Origin of the sequence: Hymenobacter telluris (assembly GCF_017313265.1) — a bacterium.
GTDB lineage: Bacteria > Bacteroidota > Bacteroidia > Cytophagales > Hymenobacteraceae > Hymenobacter > Hymenobacter telluris.
Map to the genome: position 1 here is coordinate 40,176 of NZ_JAFLQZ010000026.1, position 14,851 is coordinate 55,026.

Genomic DNA, 14,851 nt, shown 5'->3' on the forward strand with positions numbered 1-14,851 from the left:
GCTCGAAGCCAACCTCAGCCGGGGGAACCGCGTTTTGCAGAAAGAACGTCTTTTCGCAACTGCTGTGTCTGAACTAACTGAAACCAACCTGGCTCCCGCCACTGCCTTGCAGGACGGCGAAATGCGCATCTATAAAGCCCACGACACAGAGGTGTTGCTGCTGCGCCAACAAGGGCAGTACCACGCGCTGGCCGCTCATTGTCCGCACTACGGGGCGCCGCTGGAAAAAGGTAAGCTGGTCGGTGACAAGCTGGTATGTCCGTGGCACCATGCCTGTTTCCGCGTGACGGATGGTGCCCTGTGCGAGCCGCCGTCCTTGGATGCCCTGCCCTCGTTTCCGGTGCGCGTGGCCGATGGCCGGGTGTGGGTGCAGGTCCCAAAGAATCCACCAGCTTCCACGGCCAGCCCCGATGCTACTCCTACGGCGTTGGTGGGTGGCGAAACGCCCGCGGCCAACGCCGCCGCCCCCGATGCCCGCACGTTTGTGCTGGTAGGGGCCGGAGCCGCCAGCCAGTTTGCCGCCCAAACGCTGCGTCAAGAGGGTTTCGGCGGCCGAATTGTGATGCTGACCACCGAACCTGAACCGCCCTACGACCGGACCAAGCTTAGCAAAGCCTACCTGGCCGGCAAGGCCGAAAAGCAGGCCCTGCCGCTGCGCGACACTAGCTTTTACAAGCAGCACCGCATCGAGTTGCTGACTGACACTCGCGCCATCGGCCTCAACCTGCCCACTAAGGAACTGCACGTGAGTGGCCGGGTCCCGTTGCGCTACGACAAGTTGCTGCTGGCTCCCGGCGGCGTCCCCAATCTGCTGGCGGCCTTGCCGGGCCACCAGCTAGCCGGTGTGCTGCCGCTACGCAACCCCACCGATGCCGAGGCCATTCGGCAAGCTGCTAGTGAGGCCGCGCACGTGGTAATCATCGGGGCGGGTTTTATTGGCATGGAAGCCGCCGCCAGCCTGGTAGCCGATGGCCGACGGGTGACGGTAATAGCGCAGGAAAAAGAACCGTTCGAGCGAGTGCTAGGGCCAAAAATCGGGGCTATGTTTCGTAACCTGCACAAGCGCAACGGCGTGCGGTTCAGACCGGAAGCCGTTGTGGCTGAGCTGGAAGGCGAGAATGGAACAGTAACAGCTGTGCGGCTGCAATCGGGCCAGCGCCTGCCCGCCAATGTGGTAGTGCTGGGAGTAGGCGTAAAGCCCGCCACCGACTTCCTGCAACACACCTTTGCCCTGGAAAAAGACGGCGGCCTGCGGGTAGACGCCCACTTGCAAGCCGCCGAGCACGTATACGCCGCCGGTGATATTGCCCGCTTCCCGCTAGCCGCCGGCCTGGGCCAACACCGCATCGAGCACTGGCGGGTGGCGCAGCAGCACGGGGCCTGCGCTGCCCGTAACATGCTGGGCCAGCAGCAGCCGTTCAGCGCCGTGCCGTTCTTCTGGACTCAGCAGTACGGCAAAAGCCTGCGCTACGTGGGCCATGCCGAAACCTGGGACGAAATTATCTTCCACGGCGACGTGCGCCGCCAGGATTTTATGGCCCTCTACGCCCACCAAAACCGCCTGGTAGCCGCCGCCGCCATGAACCGCGACCAGGACATGATCTGCATCGAAGCCCTCATGGCCTTGGGCCAGATGCCCACCCCCACGGCCGCCCGGCGCAAGCAGAACTGGGCACGGCTGCTGGAGCAGGCACACCCAGTCGGGACCTAATCAGTATCTGGTCAAATCGTACTGCGCGGCAGCCATGTTGTAGAACAAATAGTTATAGTCCTGGCCAGTGTTATGCGCTTGCTTCCAGAGGGAATCCTGTATGGCGGGAGACTTCCTTAGCTTGTCCTCTATCGCCTGAACGCGCTTTTCGTCTATAGCCGTGTAGGGGTTAAATGACTTGAAGGCATCGGCACTAAATCCTCTGTCGAAGTTGCCCAAGCTGTGCTGTGCGAACAGAACGAGAACTATTTTTTGATTTAGTATTTCAGCTTTGCGGTTCAACTGAAACACATCTTTGTTCGGCGACATATCGTCTCGGGCCCCTAGCTGAACTTGGTGGTTGTAGTACCAGAACTGCGTTTTATCACTGAGTAGATTCTGGATGTAGGGATAGAAGCCAATCAAACTGTACACATAACTGTCGCCAACTATCAGAACGTTGGGCTTCTGCTGGTTGGGCTTGGGCGGGCTAAATTCAACGGTTGGGTAAGCCATTTCAAACGCCGCCGGCTCCTTAAGCAGGTTCAGGGATTTGGCTATATCGTTATCTGTGTCGCGGGGCTCAGTGGTAATCACTCGGCTGGTTGCGGCAAAATCTGGTAAATCGAGGTGGGTGTGTTGCTCGATATAGCGGAACAGCGAGTCGGCGGCCAGCGTAACACCGTAGCCGCTCCAATGAATACCGCCGCGCGGGAATAGCGGGTAAGAAGCCGTGTCTTTCCATTGCCGGAATGCCTGAGCTAAATCAAGCACATTGACGCCCGTATTCTTCATTTGCCGCACGTAAGCCGTGTAGTTGGATTCGGCACGAGGCAGTGTGTGGAAGTAGGACGGATAATACTCAGGATAAAAATTAGCCTTGTCCGGTGCGACAACATAGGCCAGAAAAATTCCGCGGCGCGCTAAGGTGTCTTGCACCGACTTGAATCGACGCACATTAGTCTGAATAACGGTGTCGCCCTTGAAATCCTGGCCCAGGTAAGACCGAATAGCTACTTCATCAAGTAGCACTTCGTTTTTACCGACTAATACTGCATTAGCCTTGGCTACTCCAAAAACCGAATAAGCCAGTTGGTTGCGTAGCCGGATAAGCACCTCACGGAAACCAATCCGGTCTTCTACATATTTTTCCAGTGCGGGTTGGTAGCTATTATCGAATATGCCAGACCAGCTAAAGTCGGGGTGTGGAGCTTGTTCAGAATATCCCCCGAGCGTACCCATCTTGAAGATGGGAAACCGCGTCTGGACAGCTGGCAACAGGAGAACAACCAGCAGCACTGCCAGAAACAACCGCTTCAGTATGTTGGAAAGGAGTGTCACGTGCTAAAACCGGAAATAGATAAACGGATTGAACGAGCTACCAATAATGGCTCCCGCGCTCAGGATAAGCAGTACTGCGGCGGCCAATGTGAGGCCCGCCGCCCTCGGTAAGCTGAGTTTTTCACCGAACAGCAGGCCCACTTCCCAACGCTCCACTCGGGGCAGCGCCGCCATGAAGGAAAACAGGGCGGCCGATGCCAAAGTAACCCAGAACTCGTTGTTGAAATAGGGCAGCTGCCCCAGGCCGCCACTTGCCATTCGCTTGAGGTAGGCCAGCGCCCCGGCGAGGCTTTCGGCGCGGAACAGTACCCAGCCAACCACAGTAACAATGAATGTGGGGATGATACTGAGCACACCCAGCCGCTTGGCGATGCGCAGTAGAAACAGCCGGTCCAGAATCAGAAACAGGCCGTGAAAGGCACCCCAGGCAATGAAGTTCCAGGCGGCGCCGTGCCAGAATCCGGAGAGGATGAACACGGTCCAGAGGTTGGCGTAGAGCCGACCAGTGCTTACCCGGTTGCCCCCAAGCGGGATGTAGAGGTAGTCGCGCATCCAGCGGCCCAGCGTGATGTGCCAGCGCTGCCAGAACTCGGTGATAGAGCGTGAGACGTAGGGGTTGTTGAAATTTTCAGGAAACTGGAAGCCCATCAGCCGGCCCAGCCCAATGGCCATGTCGGAGTAGCCCGAGAAGTCGAAGTAAATCTGAAACGTGTAGGCCACCGCCCCCAGCCACGCCAGCGGTGCCGATACGTCGGCTGGGTTCATAGCGAATATCTTATCAGCTTCTAGGCCCAGTACGTTGGCAATGAGCACTTTCTTGCCCAATCCTACACCAAACCGAAACAAGCCCGCCAGCTTCTGGTCCACCGTATCAAAAGCGCGGCGGTCAGTGAGTTGGCCGGCTATTTCGTGGAAGCGCACGATGGGGCCGGCAATCATCTTCGGAAACAGCATGATGTAGAGCATGAAGTCCCAGAAGCTGCGCAACGGCTTGTTCACGCCCCGGTACACGTCGATGGTGTAAGTCAGCTTTTCGAAGGTGAAAAAGGAAATGCCAATGGGCAGCACCACCCGCTCCCAGGTCAGGGCTGAGCCGCCCAGCGCCGTTTGTACCGCCCCAATATTCTCCAGAAAGAAGTTGGCATACTTGAAGTAGAAAAGCATGGCCACGTTAATGACTATGCTCATCGTGAGGTAGATGCGCTTTTGCCAGCCCTCGGCCTTGTCCATGAAGCGGATCAGGATGAAGTTGACCACCACCGAGGCCACGAACAAAGCCAGGAAGTTGAGGCCGCCCCAGGCGTAGAAGCCGATACTGGCTATCAGGGCCACCGTGTTCTTGAGCCGGGTGGGGGTCAGGAAGTAGAGCAGCAGGAAAGCCGGCAGAAAATAAAACAGAAACAGCGTACTACTAAATACCATATAGTGCAGAGCAAACGGACCTCATGTCTGCCCGAAAATACAGGATTACCAGTTGTTGAGCGGCAAAAAAAGCCGGACTCTCAGAAGAGAGTCCGGCTTATGCTAATGGCAGGTACAGAGGGAAGCGAGCTAGTGCTTGCCGTGGCCTTTGCCATGGCCCTTGTTGCCTTTGTTCTTGCCTTCTACCACGTACACGCCACCCGGCTGCACGGCTCCTAGCTTTTTGGCCTGGCCCGGCGGCAGGCCCTTGCCGTTTTGCAGGCGCTTCACCTGGCCGGGCGGCAGGCTAACTGGGTACAACGTGCGGTGGCGGCTGTACTGTGACCAAGGCTGGGCGCCTACGTAATCGATAACTACGGGGTGGAAAGAAGATGTTGAGTACCCCGTTAGGTTGGCAGTGCGCACCCATTTGCCGTTTTGCTGCACGATGTAGCGCTGCGCGCCCAAGTCATAGTAGCTGCTGGCCTCCGGAATGTAGTAGTATTGCTTGCCCGCTGGTACGGCCGGCCCCCACGAAGGCGGCGTAATGTTGATATTGACCTGAGCCTCAGCGGCCAATGACATACCAGTCAGCAGAAAGGCGAAAGTGAGCTTGGGAAATAGGTTCATGGATGGGGAGTGGTTGAGAGAGTTCAGACGGATACAGCTGGTAGTTGCAAGAAAGAGGCCAGACTGCTTGTACTGTTCTGCTTCCTACGCAAACTGCCAACCTGACGATGTGCAAATACGCTGATTTTAATCATAAAAAAGCGGCTCTACGTAGAGCCGCTTTTTTATGAGAAGCATACTATGGTTTACCGGCCGCGGCCCCGTTCCCTACCTCCATCGGAACCGCCGTTTTGTATTTCACGACCACCTTGCGGGCCTCGGTCGTTGCGGCCGGGACCGGGCTGATAGTCGCGCGTAGTGAGCTGGTAGCCACGATTGTCGGAGCCGTTGTACCGGCTATCGGGGCGGTAGTTGCCGCGGTTGTTCCGGTCGTAGTCGTTGGAGCGGGCGTAACCCCGGTTGGTATAGGGGTTGTTGCCGTAGCTGCCAGGGGCGGGGCGGTAGTTAGGCTGCGGGGTGCGGTAGCCATAGCCGGAGTTGTGGCCGCCATAGCCGCCTCGGTTGTAGCCATAGCCCCGGTTGCCGCGGTAGTAGCCCGGCTGCCAGCCGCGCTGGCCGCAATACACCCGATGGTCGTGAATGTAGCCCCACGGCTGCCGCCCCACATAGTTGATAACGATGGGGTGGAAGAAGCGCGGGTCGTAGCTGGCGTAGTAGGTGGGCAAATATGGGGTGCTTACCCAGTAGCCATAGGGGTCGAGGTACACGTATTGCTGCGTGTAGAGGTCGTAATAGCCGTCAATTTCCGGGATGTAGTAATACTGCGCGCCAGGGCCTACGGCCGGGCCCCAGGCAGGCGGCCCCACATTCACGTTGACCCGCACCTGGGCCTGCGCTACGCCGCGTTGCAGCAGCAAGCCCAGCATCAGTAGCAAGCTCAATCTAAGTGTCAGTTTCATGGTTGAAAAAGAGAAATGAACAATGAAACCTATAACGCAAGAACAGCGCCATTTATCTGATTCTGAGTTGGAAAATGCGTCGAACTCGTGGCCTCGTAACAGAACTTCCAATCCACTGGGACGTTTAGGGCGCTTGTGTTGTTACAGGCTGTCTGTCCGCGCCAGTTTTTGGGCGGACTGCCCCAAGTAAGTTGGCCAAAATGCTTGGCAAATAAGCTATTCGGGGTAGCCATTGGGGCGCGTATTGCGTACCTTTGCAGACTTATTCGCTTCGCTAGTGCATGGCCAAAAAATCAACTGCTGCTCCCGCTGCTACTTCTCCCAAAGCACCTAAAGCACCCAAGGCTCCGAAAGTGGCTGCGGCCCCTGAGGTAGCCTCGGTTTCTTTACCATCTGTTACGCTGCCAACGCTGGTGCAGGGCCAGCTCAACGGCCACGCCGCCGATACCGAAGCGCCGTTCATTGAGGTGTACGGGGCGCGGGAGCACAATCTCAAAAACGTTTCTATCCAGATTCCGCGCGGGCGGCTGGTGGTATTCACGGGCATCTCCGGCTCGGGCAAGTCGTCGTTGGCTTTCGACACGATTTACGCCGAGGGCCAGCGCCGCTACATGGAGACATTTTCGGCGTATGCCCGCAGCTTCATGGGTGGCCTGGAGCGGCCCGATGTGGACAAGATTGAAGGCCTGTCGCCGGTAATCAGCATCGAGCAGAAAACCACCTCGCGCAACCCGCGCTCCACGGTAGGCACCATCACCGAAATCTACGACTTCCTGCGCCTGCTCTACGCCCGCACCGCCGAGGCGTTTAGCTACGCTACCGGCGTCAAGATGATCCGGCAGAGCGACGACCAGATTATCAACTACATCCTGCAACAGTTTGATGGCAAGAAGCTGGTGGTGCTGGCGCCCGTAGTGAAAGGCCGCAAAGGGCACTACCGCGAGCTGTTTCAGCAGATTGCCAAGCTCGGCTTCACCAAAGTGCGGGTGGATGGCGAACTGCTCGACATCACGGCCAAGATGCAAGTGGACCGCTACAAGATTCACGACATCGAAATTGTGATTGACCGGCTGGTGGTGAAGGAGGAAGACCGGTTCCGGCTGTCGGGCTCGGTGCAGAACGCGCTGACCCACGGCAAAGGCACTATGCTAGTGCTCGACCCCGACGAAAAGAAAGTGGACAAGCAAACCCAGTTCTTCTCGCGCTTCCTCATGGACCCCGTCACCGGCATTGCCTACGACGACCCAGCCCCGAACACGTTCAGTTTCAACTCGCCGTACGGTGCGTGCCCGGTGTGCAATGGCTTGGGCGAGGTGCAGGAGATTACCGAAGAATCGGTAATGCCGGATAAGAAGCTGAGTATCAGCCGGGGCGGTATTGCGCCGCTGGGCGAGTACCGCGACATTTGGATTTTCCAGCAACTCAGTGTCATCCTCAAAAAGCACAAGCTCAGCCTCAGCACTTCGCTGGAAAAGCTCCCTGCCGACTTAATCGAGCGGCTGCTCTACGGCGTACCCGAGGACGAGGACGCCGACCCCAAAAAGGCCAACTACGCCGAGCCGTTCGAGGGCATTATTCCGTTTCTGCGTCGGCAGATGGAGTCGGACTCCGAGAACATCCGGGAGTGGATTCAGCAGTACACGCAGGCCAAGGAGTGCCCCGAGTGCCACGGCTACCGTCTCAAAAAGGAGAGCCTGCACTTCAAGATGGACGACAAGCACATCGGCGAGTTGTCGGTGATGGACTTGAACGAGCTGGCTACCTGGTTTGAAGGCCTGGAAACGCGCCTGACCGACCGGCAGAACCTGATTGCGCGGGAACTGCTCAAGGAAATTCGTAAGCGCATCGGCTTTTTGCTGGAAGTGGGCCTCGACTACCTTAACCTGCACCGTTCCGTGCGCACGCTGTCAGGGGGGGAAAGCCAGCGGATTCGCCTCGCCACCCAGATTGGTACCCAGCTGGTAGGCGTGCTCTACATCATGGATGAGCCCAGCATCGGCTTGCACCAGCGCGACAACGAGCGGCTAATCAAGGCCTTGCAACACCTGCGCGACATCGGTAACTCGGTGATTGTGGTGGAGCACGACAAAGACATGATTCTGCACGCCGACTACGTGCTGGATATTGGCCCCGGTGCGGGTATTCACGGCGGGCACATTGTGGCGTCGGGTACGCCGCAGGAGATTTTCAACTCCGGTAGCCTGACCTCGCAGTACCTCAGCGGGCAGAAGCACATCGAGCTGCGCAAGAAAAAGCGCACCGGTGAAGGCAAAGAACTGGTGCTGAAAGGTGCCAAAGGCCACAACCTGAAGAACGTAACGGCCAAGTTTCCGCTGGGCAAGCTGATTGCCGTAACGGGTGTGTCGGGTTCGGGCAAGTCGTCGCTCATCCACGACACGCTGTACCCCATCCTCAACCAGCACTTCTTCAACGCTAAGCGCGAGCCGCTGCAATACGGTAGCATCGAGGGTTTGGAGCTGATTGACAAGGTGATTGAGGTAGACCAGTCGCCGATTGGCCGCACGCCCCGCTCGAATCCGGCTACCTATACCGGCGTGTTCACCGAAATTCGGCAGCTGTTTTCGTCGTTGCCGGAAGCCAAGATTCGGGGGTATGGGCCGGGCCGTTTCTCGTTCAACGTGAAAGGCGGGCGCTGCGAAACCTGCGAGGGAGCTGGTATCCGCACCATCGAAATGAACTTCCTGCCCGACGTGCACGTGCCCTGCGAAACTTGCAAAGGCCGCCGCTACAACCGCGAAACGCTGGAAGTGCGCTTCAAAGGCAAGTCCATCACCGACGTGCTGGATATGACCGTGGAAAAGGCTGTGGACTTCTTCGAGTTTCAGCCGCGCATCCTGCGCAAGATTCAGACCCTGAACGAAGTAGGCCTTGGTTACCTCACGTTGGGCCAGCAAGCCACCACCTTATCGGGTGGCGAAGCGCAACGAGTGAAGCTGGCCACGGAACTCAGCAAGAAGGACACCGGCAAAACGTTCTACATCCTCGACGAGCCGACCACCGGCCTACACTTCGAGGATATCAACCACCTGGCCGACGTACTCCAAAAGCTGGCCGACAAAGGCAACACCGTCCTCATCATCGAGCACAATCTCGACCTGATTAAAGTGGCCGACCACGTCATCGACATCGGGCCGGAAGGCGGTGCGGGCGGCGGTACTATTGTGGCGCAGGGCACCCCCGAGCAGGTGGCCAAGTCGGGCAAGGGCCACACCAGCCGTTTTCTGGCCGAGGAACTGCGCACCAGCAAATACGCGGAAGCATAGCAGTATCTGCTGATAACCGATAAAATAAAACGCCTACTCTCATGCTTGAGGGTAGGCGTTTTTGATTACACAGGCAAGTAGTTACTATAGCCCCGGCCCTTCTTCGGAGCGGCCGAAGCGGAACTTGATACCCCAGCTTCCACGCAGCACCGTGCCGTTTTCGCCGATGCCGATAACCGCTAACTCAGAATGAAAGCCCAGCCGTTTTTTCGCAAACGGGAATACCACCGCGCCTACCGGCACCACACCGCCTGCCAGGGCGTTGGTGCGCCCGCCAATGCCGGCGTACACGTAGTAGTCTTCCTTGTTCACGAACTTGTAATTCAGCGTAAGCTCCGGGCTTAGGTCGGACGTAAACGCATCCACGTTCACCCGAAAGTCAGGGTGGAAACGGCCAAAATCGTAGGAGGCCGCCACGAAGGGCAGGTTGGATTGATGATAGGCTACGTTGAATTGCGCATGCGCCGCCACGTTGGTAAAGCCCACAAAAAATAGGGTATAGTACAGTTTTTTCATGCCCACAAGCTAGGCATACTATCTTACGGCACCATACGCTGCCAGCATAAAAAAGCAGCCTGACTTACGGCAGGCTGCTTTTTTATTATGGTGTCAGCAAGAAGTTCTATTTCAGTGCATTAGCGCGCTCGAACAGAATGGCTGTCTGGCTTTCGTGGGCGCGGAGTTTGGGGAGCATCTCCGTCACGTAAGCCAATAGTTCGGGGTTGGCAAGCTTGGTGGCGGCCTCAGCGTAGCGCTTTACGGTGCGCTCGTGCAGTTCTTTCAGGTCGCGCAGGTATTTCTTGTCGAAGCCCAAATACTTTCGGTCGTCGATGTCGTCGTAGATGGCGCGGTCTTCGGTGCTCATCATGGTGGGCAGCGCCATGCTGTTCTTCACAGTAATGGCTTCCAGCTTCTGCTCAGCGGCGTCGTGCTCCTGCTCCATGGTTTTGCCCCAGTCCTTCACTTCCTGCACAATGGCTTTCTGCTGCGCCAGCTTACCCAACGACACTTCCAGCATGTTGGCACTGGCGGCGGCTACGGCAAACTCCGAATCGTATTTCAGCTGGTCTTTGGTGTAGGCGGAGCCGGCTGCCAGCGCTTTGGCGCGCTTCTTATTGGGTTTTTCGGCCTTTCTGGTTGGGCTCTGGGCTTGTGTTGGGGCGGCAATACCCAGTGTAGCGGCAAACAGTAGTAGGCCCGCAACTTGTTGCAACTGCTTTTTCATTGGTTGTATCGAGGCAAGAAGATAAAGCGGGCACCAGTGGGGGCCAGCTAAGCCTTATACTCAACAACAAGCAAGTAGTTCCAGCGGCTACTTGCGGTTGGCTAAGGCCGCACTCATATTCTGCGCCATTTCGAGGTGGTGCTTCAGGATGGGTACCTGCTTGGTGGCGAAGGCCTTGATTTCGGCGTCGGAGGCTTTTACCGAAGCTTCCGTGAATTCCTTCACGTCTTCTTCGTGGTCTTTCACCATTTCCTTCAGGTACTCCTGGTCCATTTTTACCCCGGCTTCCTCGGTTACGTCGCGGTACACTTTCTGGTGGTCGTCGCCGAGAGCAGTGGGCAGCGTGATGTTCTTTTTAGCGGCAATGGCCTTCAGTTCCGCGTTTGCCGTGGTGTGGTCCTTCACCATGTCGTTGGCGAATTGCTTGGCTTCCGCGCTGGTAGCTTTGGCGGCCACCGCTTTGCCAAGCTCCACTTCCAACATGCCGCCGCTGGCCGCCTTGGCCATAAACTCGGCGTCGAAATCGTTTTTGTCTTGCTGCAACTCGCCGGTTTCGGTGTTGGCGGTAGCCGCATCATTTTTGGTTTCGTTCTGTTCCTGCGCCTGCTTCACCGAGTCGTTGTTGGAAGTGCAGGACGCAACTGCTAGCACTATCGCACAGCAGCTGATGTAAAGGGAAGTACGATTCATAGCTGAAAAAAATCTGAAGAAAAAAGGAAGAAACAAACAGGTGTAAAGCCGAAGAGTCTGCCCTCAAACGAAGACAGACTCTCGAATACGTGTGGCCAGTAGCCAGCTTACATCATGCCGTTATGCTCTTTCGACATGGTGAGGTGCTTCTCGACTACCGGGGCGGTTTTCGTGATGAAGCCCTGCAAATCGGCATCTTGGGTCATGGCTTTGTGAGCGGCCATGGTGTTAAGCGTCTTCTGGTGGTCGGTTACCATTTGCTCCATGAACTTCTTTTCCAGCTCCTTACCGGAGAGCTTGCGCATCTGCTCGGCAATGGCTTTGTGCTCGGCGTCCATGTCGGTGGGCAACGTTACGTTTTTCTTGGCGGCAATAGCCTTCAAGTCCGCCGTCGACTTGGTGTGGTCGGTAATCATCATGTCGGCGTGGGTTTTGGCCATACCCGTAGCCCCTTTCTCCAATACAAGCTTGCTCAACTGAATTTCGTTTTGGTCGCTATGGGCCGCCGACTTCATAAAGGTTGGGTCGTCGGTATGCGGAGCGGTGGGGCCGTTCGGGTCGGCCATGGCACCAGTGCCAGCAGCGGCAGTGTCGGTCATGCTGCCACCCGCGGTAGAGTCCATTGCGCCAGCGTTGTTGTCGGTGGGCGCGCTGCCCACGGCCGTATCAGCCGTATCGGCCGCAGTAGAAGTGGTGTCGGAACTGTTGCAGGCGCCTAATGAAAGTAAGCTTACACAGGCAGCACTAAAAAGAATGCGTTTCATAGGAGTTGTTGTGGAGTGATGGATAAACAACTTACTACCTATAGAATACTTTGGTTATGGCCGAGCTCCGCCGGTTGAGTCGGTTGCCGTAGCCGAATCGGCATCAGCCGTTACTGTTGGTCCCGCATCATTATCAATAACCGTGGCATCAGCTTCTACGCCGCCTTCGGCTGCAGCCTTATCAATATCACTTACCGCTTCGCCAGCAGTGCCGTCGGTGCGTTTGGCGGAGTCGCCGCAGCTAGAAAAAGAAAGAACAGCGGCCAGGGCCAGCAGGGAGAGAAAGCGCATTTTCATAGGAGTGTTGGATGTAGTGAAATGAATGTAAGAATGAGATGTAGCAGAGTTTTGCCACTGAAAACCGTACGTTACTTGGGCAGTTTATCGGCGGCTTGGTCGGCGGCCTCCCGGTGGCTTTTCAGGGTGGGCAGGTACTTGGCAGCAAGGGCTCGGATGTCGCCATCGTAGGCGTCTTCGCTCATATCGTCGAATTCATCGACGCCTTTCTTGTGCGTTTCCTCCAGCAGTTCGAGATACTTCCGGTCGAAGGCGGTGCCATTTAGCGCCGTTAGCTCACCTACCAGTTTGGCTTGGTCGCCGCCCAGGCTGGCGGGTAGCACAATGCTCTTTTTCTCGGCCAACGATTTCAGCTCTGCTTGCATCGGCCCATGCTGGCTGGCTACAGCTTCGGCCACGTACTTCACGTCGGGGGAGGTGGCTTTGCGTTTGGCTATCTGGCTGATTTCTAAGTCAAACAACCCACGGTTGGCGGCCGTTACCATAAATTCGGCGTCGCGCTCCTGTTTTGCCGTGATGTCTTCGTTGCCGATGCGCTTTTCATTCTGAAACTTCGCTTCCGCTACCGGGTCCTTGTTGCTTTCACCTCCCGAGCAAGCAGTGAACAGAGGCAAAACAAGCAGAGCAGTGAGTTGGGAGGCGCGCATGATTTCAGAAGAGAATGAAAGCGAGAAAAGTGTGTGTACACCTATACGGTAGGTTAGAGTAGCGGTTGGGATGGAAGTACGCCTCCAACTTTAAAAAAAGTTTATAGTTGTATTAAACTATGTTTGCTGGTTCAGCTCCAAGCCAGTGAAACCGCTACGCGCAACAACTCTCTTTCTTTTCTTTTACTAACTCCCTCTTTCGTATGCAAACCCCACTTTTCCGCTCCGTTCGATTCGCCGCGCTAGCCAGTAGCCTGCTACTGCTCGGCACTGCTGCCTGCAACACCAACAAAGAACAAGCAGAACCCGAAAACCTTGTTTCCGCCGAGGATTCGGGCATGGCCGACGATGAAAACGCCAGCCTCAACGACTTCGTGGAAGCGGCCACGCCAGCTGATATAGCCGTGGCAAATGGCGCCGTTGCCGAGCCCGCCGACCTGGCCCGTATGCTGCCGGCCTGTGCCACGCGCACCTACGACCCAAACACCCGCACACTCACGCTGGATTTCGGTACCACAAATTGCACTGGTTTAAATGGTGTGACGCACCGTGGCCAGATTGGGGCGGTGTTTAATGGCCGCCCCAAATTGCCGGGTTCCTCCGTAACCATCACCCTGGTCAACTACTTCCGCAACGACAACCAGCACACCGGCACCCGCATCATCACCAATGCCGGCGACGGTTCCTATACGCTCAGCGTTCAGAACGCCAGCATTGTAACCACCAACGGCACCCACTCCTGGACCTCTCAGCGCACCTACACCCGCATTGCTGGCCAAAGCACCCGCACCCTCCTCGACGACCAGTATTCCGTAACCGGCTCAGCTACCGGTACCAATCGGCGCGGCACCGCGTACACGGCTACCATTCAGCAGCCCCTGCTCAAGGTGTTTACGCCCGGCTGCGCCCGGTTCTTCACCGCTGGCACCGTCAGCATCAGCAATGGCAACAACACGCTACTCCTTAACTACGACCCCACCAATACCCAGGCCTGCGACAACATGGCATCCGTTACCGTAAACGGCCGCAGCCGCACTATTCGCCTCGGACGCTAGCACGTAACTGGTTGCTATTCGGGTATTTAAGTAATGGAATTCCGTTGCTGCCCAAACGCCAAAACGGCTCTACTCTCACAAAGGAGGCAGAGCCGTTTGGTGTTTAGAGGATATACTGCGCTTTACTTGGTCAGCACCACTCGCTGGTGTACCACTTGCGTGTCAGTAGTGAGGCGGAGCGTGTACAAGCCGGCCGGTAAATCAGCACCCGAGAACACCACTGTCCGGGGTTGCTGGGCCTGCATGGTGCCTGCGAACAGCTTGCGTACCAGGCGGCCTTGCAGGTCGTAAACTGCTAGCGTAGCTTGGCCGTTGTCGGCTACTTTGAACTGCACTTGGCTCTCGTTGGTGAAGGGGTTCGGATAAGCCACCAGTTCAACCGCTTTCTGGGTGGTGGTAGAAGTAGTGGCCAACGGACCACCCGCTGCTACTGGTATCACGAAGAGGGGAGTTTCAGAAACCTGCAAGGAAAGCAACCCACCCGCTGGCACGCTCACCCGCTGTACGCTCATAGCACTGCCTGCCTGTGGGCGGTACACATCAGCCTGGGTAGCCGTGCCTAAGTTCAGCGAATACGACGCCGTGCGGCCGGTTTCGTCGGGAATGACAAGCATGTAGGCGTTTTGGCCGTTGAGGCTGTAGCGGTCCACGAGCGGGTCGGCGTTCAGGGTCTGCTCGAAGCGGTAGCGGCCGAGCAGGGTCTGCACCTGGCGCAGGTACTGCGCGGCCAGGCGCGGGGTGCGGTTGCTGTTCAACAGGCCCATCGAGCCGAACTGGATGCTGCTGGTCGGGTTGTCGTCGTAGGCCTGGTAGTGGAACACGCGCTCAATGCCCCAGCGCGCATAGCTCAAGCTCGAGCGCAGGATCCAGTCGGCCTGGGTCTGCTCCACCGAGCGGCCGCCGACGGCAATGGCCTTGAGCGGGCTGC

At 57.1% G+C, this 14,851-nt stretch carries 14 protein-coding genes; 3 read left to right on the forward strand and 11 right to left on the reverse strand.

Features of this window, described 5'->3' with window-relative positions:
• The first annotated feature begins 64 nt into the window (after window positions 1–64).
• Entirely contained in the window at window positions 65–1,711 is a 1,647-nt protein-coding gene (locus tag J0X19_RS23315; protein WP_206986829.1) for an FAD-dependent oxidoreductase, read from the forward strand.
• Here J0X19_RS23315 and J0X19_RS23320 read toward each other — a convergent pair whose 3' ends face one another.
• The 4 genes from J0X19_RS23320 to J0X19_RS23335 all read right to left on the reverse strand — a co-directional run bounded on the left by J0X19_RS23320 (window position 1,712) and on the right by J0X19_RS23335 (window position 5,961).
• On the reverse strand, window positions 1,712–3,031 hold the full coding sequence (locus tag J0X19_RS23320) for an alginate O-acetyltransferase AlgX-related protein (protein WP_206986830.1): 1,320 nt from the start codon (window positions 3,029–3,031) through the stop codon (window positions 1,712–1,714).
• A gap of 3 nt (window positions 3,032–3,034) precedes the next feature.
• Complete coding sequence (locus J0X19_RS23325) at window positions 3,035–4,453, reverse strand: MBOAT family O-acyltransferase (protein ID WP_206986831.1); 1,419 nt, start codon at window positions 4,451–4,453, stop codon at window positions 3,035–3,037.
• Window positions 4,454–4,582: 129 nt separating this feature from the next.
• The gene (locus tag J0X19_RS23330) at window positions 4,583–5,062 is read right to left on the reverse strand and encodes a hypothetical protein (protein ID WP_206986832.1); all 480 of its coding nucleotides are present in this window, start codon (window positions 5,060–5,062) and stop codon (window positions 4,583–4,585) included.
• A gap of 185 nt (window positions 5,063–5,247) precedes the next feature.
• The gene (locus J0X19_RS23335) at window positions 5,248–5,961 is read right to left on the reverse strand and encodes a hypothetical protein (protein WP_206986833.1); all 714 of its coding nucleotides are present in this window, start codon (window positions 5,959–5,961) and stop codon (window positions 5,248–5,250) included.
• Window positions 5,962–6,242: 281 nt separating this feature from the next.
• On the opposite strand from J0X19_RS23335, the gene uvrA reads away from it, so the two are divergent.
• The gene (gene uvrA / locus J0X19_RS23340; RefSeq protein ID WP_206986834.1) at window positions 6,243–9,245 is read left to right on the forward strand and encodes an excinuclease ABC subunit UvrA; all 3,003 of its coding nucleotides are present in this window, start codon (window positions 6,243–6,245) and stop codon (window positions 9,243–9,245) included.
• Window positions 9,246–9,329: 84 nt separating this feature from the next.
• Here uvrA and J0X19_RS23345 read toward each other — a convergent pair whose 3' ends face one another.
• The 6 genes from J0X19_RS23345 to J0X19_RS23370 all read right to left on the reverse strand — a co-directional run bounded on the left by J0X19_RS23345 (window position 9,330) and on the right by J0X19_RS23370 (window position 12,868).
• A complete protein-coding gene (locus J0X19_RS23345) occupies window positions 9,330–9,761 on the reverse strand; it encodes a hypothetical protein (RefSeq protein WP_206986835.1) in 432 nt (143 codons plus the stop codon).
• A 106-nt stretch (window positions 9,762–9,867) separates the two neighbouring features.
• A complete protein-coding gene (locus J0X19_RS23350) occupies window positions 9,868–10,470 on the reverse strand; it encodes a DUF4142 domain-containing protein (protein WP_206986836.1) in 603 nt (200 codons plus the stop codon).
• 87 nt (window positions 10,471–10,557) lie between these two features.
• The gene (locus tag J0X19_RS23355; protein ID WP_206986837.1) at window positions 10,558–11,160 is read right to left on the reverse strand and encodes a DUF4142 domain-containing protein; all 603 of its coding nucleotides are present in this window, start codon (window positions 11,158–11,160) and stop codon (window positions 10,558–10,560) included.
• Between the two features lie 107 nt (window positions 11,161–11,267).
• On the reverse strand, window positions 11,268–11,924 hold the full coding sequence (locus tag J0X19_RS23360) for a DUF4142 domain-containing protein (protein WP_206986838.1): 657 nt from the start codon (window positions 11,922–11,924) through the stop codon (window positions 11,268–11,270).
• A gap of 54 nt (window positions 11,925–11,978) precedes the next feature.
• The gene (locus J0X19_RS23365) at window positions 11,979–12,221 is read right to left on the reverse strand and encodes a hypothetical protein (protein WP_206986839.1); all 243 of its coding nucleotides are present in this window, start codon (window positions 12,219–12,221) and stop codon (window positions 11,979–11,981) included.
• A gap of 71 nt (window positions 12,222–12,292) precedes the next feature.
• The gene (locus J0X19_RS23370) at window positions 12,293–12,868 is read right to left on the reverse strand and encodes a DUF4142 domain-containing protein (RefSeq protein ID WP_206986840.1); all 576 of its coding nucleotides are present in this window, start codon (window positions 12,866–12,868) and stop codon (window positions 12,293–12,295) included.
• Between the two features lie 203 nt (window positions 12,869–13,071).
• Between J0X19_RS23370 and J0X19_RS23375 the strand changes: the two genes are divergently transcribed.
• Window positions 13,072–13,923: a hypothetical protein gene (locus tag J0X19_RS23375; RefSeq protein WP_206986841.1), complete on the forward strand. Its 852-nt coding sequence runs from the start codon at window positions 13,072–13,074 to the stop codon at window positions 13,921–13,923.
• A gap of 122 nt (window positions 13,924–14,045) precedes the next feature.
• Here J0X19_RS23375 and J0X19_RS23380 read toward each other — a convergent pair.
• On the reverse strand, window positions 14,046–14,851 hold an 806-nt coding region (locus tag J0X19_RS23380), incomplete at its 5' end, for a T9SS type A sorting domain-containing protein (RefSeq protein ID WP_206986842.1).

Excerpts from the sequence above, each read along its gene's own strand:
- J0X19_RS23325 (WP_206986831.1), bottom strand. The coding sequence starts at position 4,453 with ATGGTATTTAGTAGTACGCTGTTTCTGTTTTATTTTCTGCCGGCTTTC.
- J0X19_RS23330 (WP_206986832.1), bottom strand. The coding sequence starts at position 5,062 with ATGAACCTATTTCCCAAGCTCACTTTCGCCTTTCTGCTGACTGGTATG.
- J0X19_RS23335 (WP_206986833.1), bottom strand. The coding sequence starts at position 5,961 with ATGAAACTGACACTTAGATTGAGCTTGCTACTGATGCTGGGCTTGCTG.
- uvrA (WP_206986834.1), top strand. The coding sequence starts at position 6,243 with ATGGCCAAAAAATCAACTGCTGCTCCCGCTGCTACTTCTCCCAAAGCA.
- J0X19_RS23345 (WP_206986835.1), bottom strand. The coding sequence starts at position 9,761 with ATGAAAAAACTGTACTATACCCTATTTTTTGTGGGCTTTACCAACGTG.
- J0X19_RS23350 (WP_206986836.1), bottom strand. The coding sequence starts at position 10,470 with ATGAAAAAGCAGTTGCAACAAGTTGCGGGCCTACTACTGTTTGCCGCT.
- J0X19_RS23355 (WP_206986837.1), bottom strand. The coding sequence starts at position 11,160 with ATGAATCGTACTTCCCTTTACATCAGCTGCTGTGCGATAGTGCTAGCA.
- J0X19_RS23360 (WP_206986838.1), bottom strand. The coding sequence starts at position 11,924 with ATGAAACGCATTCTTTTTAGTGCTGCCTGTGTAAGCTTACTTTCATTA.
- J0X19_RS23365 (WP_206986839.1), bottom strand. The coding sequence starts at position 12,221 with ATGAAAATGCGCTTTCTCTCCCTGCTGGCCCTGGCCGCTGTTCTTTCT.
- J0X19_RS23370 (WP_206986840.1), bottom strand. The coding sequence starts at position 12,868 with ATGCGCGCCTCCCAACTCACTGCTCTGCTTGTTTTGCCTCTGTTCACT.
- J0X19_RS23375 (WP_206986841.1), top strand. The coding sequence starts at position 13,072 with ATGCAAACCCCACTTTTCCGCTCCGTTCGATTCGCCGCGCTAGCCAGT.